The organism is Paenisporosarcina sp. P4_E4_2 (assembly GCF_056401595.1).
In genome coordinates this window covers 1-1,570 of sequence record NZ_JBFUJC010000498.1, presented here as the reverse complement: position 1 = coordinate 1,570, position 1,570 = coordinate 1, and the positions used below count along the sequence as shown (strand labels likewise).

Here is a 1,570-nt window from a genome sequence, read left to right as displayed (position 1 = left end):
ACCAAGGAGAACGTCAATTTTATGTTTGCCATTTATTAATTCATCGTAATAGTCATCAGCAATTGCATTCATATTTTTACGGTTTTCATCGTGTGCACCAAATGATGCTGGTGTTGCATGGGTTATTTCAGAAGTAGCGACAAGGCCAGTTGCTTTACCATTTTCTTTGGCAGCCTCTAAAACGGTTTTCACTTCTGATTTATCGTTATCGACCCCAATTGCTGCATTATATGTTTTTACGCCAGCAGACATAGCTGTCGCAGCGGAAGCCGAATCAGTTATGTTTTGTGTTGGATCTTCCGGATAAGTCATCTGTTGTCCTATGAGATATTTATCAAATACTGTTCTTTCTACAACAGTTGTTGAAGGATTATCATTAAAATAACGATAACCTGAAGTATAGGTTGACCCCATCCCATCTCCGATTAAGAAAATAACGTTTTTTATTTCCTTGTTTTCATTGCTTCTCTCTTTTTCTTCAGCTTGTACGTTGATACTGGTAATTGATGCAGCCAAACCACCTAATGCAAGAGTTGATACAACACAGATTGGAAGTAGCTTCTTCGTTATTTTAGTTTTAACCATCTGATTAACCTCCACCATTCAATTTAATATGATAACAAGTTTTACTATAAAGGTAGATTGTTAATATCCTATTAAACCAAAGTAAAAGTAAGTTAAGATGATGTAAATCTACATTATTCATTGAGTAACATTTGAAAAATAGGAGGGCTAACGATGCCCCAGGTGTCATAGTACTTGGAATGGTCATTATTTTACGGGATGTCTTATGGGAGCGTTGATCCAGGAAGGTATTAGCGTTTTTTCATTAAATTTTTTACAAAAGGGGCAGGTTAGTTTAAGAAAGAACTTTTCTGTACTTGTTACTTGATTACTCATTATTGAAAGTTGACATAAAACAAAAGTAAGAATAAACTGAATTTAACGTAAAAAAATTATTTTTACGTGGAGGTAATAACATGAACATAAATAAAGCAAAGAAAATGCTTGTTACAGAAACGGAACAATTGATGATGATTCGAAATCCGTTCAAATTGGAAATTTTGCAGCATTTGACTCACCCTCATTCTGCCAGCGAAGTGGCAAAGTTTATGAACCAAAGCCCTCAAAGGATGAATTATCATTTCAAGAAGCTCGAAAATGCGGGATTAATATGGAAAGTGGGAACACGCAACATACGGAACTTGGTTGAGGTACTTTATGAATCAGTAGCCGAGCAATACGTTGTCACGGAAAAAACAGATATTCAAACTGACTTTATCCAGCAATTAAGAGATCAGGGTCCATTGATGCATTTGTATGATTTGTCTGAGCAAATCAAAAAGGATACCGTCGAATTACTAAACATTGTAGATGATGCAGTTCATGTCCCAAGTGCCGCGTTGGATTTTCAAGTTCAATTTGTGAATGAAGATGRGCGCAAAGAGTTTTTGAACAAGTATATCGAGTTGGTTCATGAATTGGTTTCAAAATATCCGGCAGAAAAATCAACAGACAACATTCATTTTAAAGCGCTAATCGCTGTATATCCAAAGATAAATGAAGGAGG

At 35.6% G+C, this 1,570-nt stretch carries 2 protein-coding genes; one reads left to right on the top strand and one right to left on the bottom strand.

All coding sequences use genetic code 11. The features are described 5' to 3' along the window. Window positions 1-585 (bottom strand): alkaline phosphatase (locus tag AC1DSB_RS19070; protein ID WP_477587397.1); only part of this gene is annotated, 585 nt, incomplete at its 3' end. Window positions 586-980: 395 nt separating this feature from the next. On the opposite strand from AC1DSB_RS19070, the gene AC1DSB_RS19065 reads away from it, so the two are divergent. Next, window positions 981-1,570, top strand: a 590-nt coding sequence (locus tag AC1DSB_RS19065) for an ArsR/SmtB family transcription factor (protein WP_477587396.1), incomplete at its 3' end; no start/stop codon positions are given.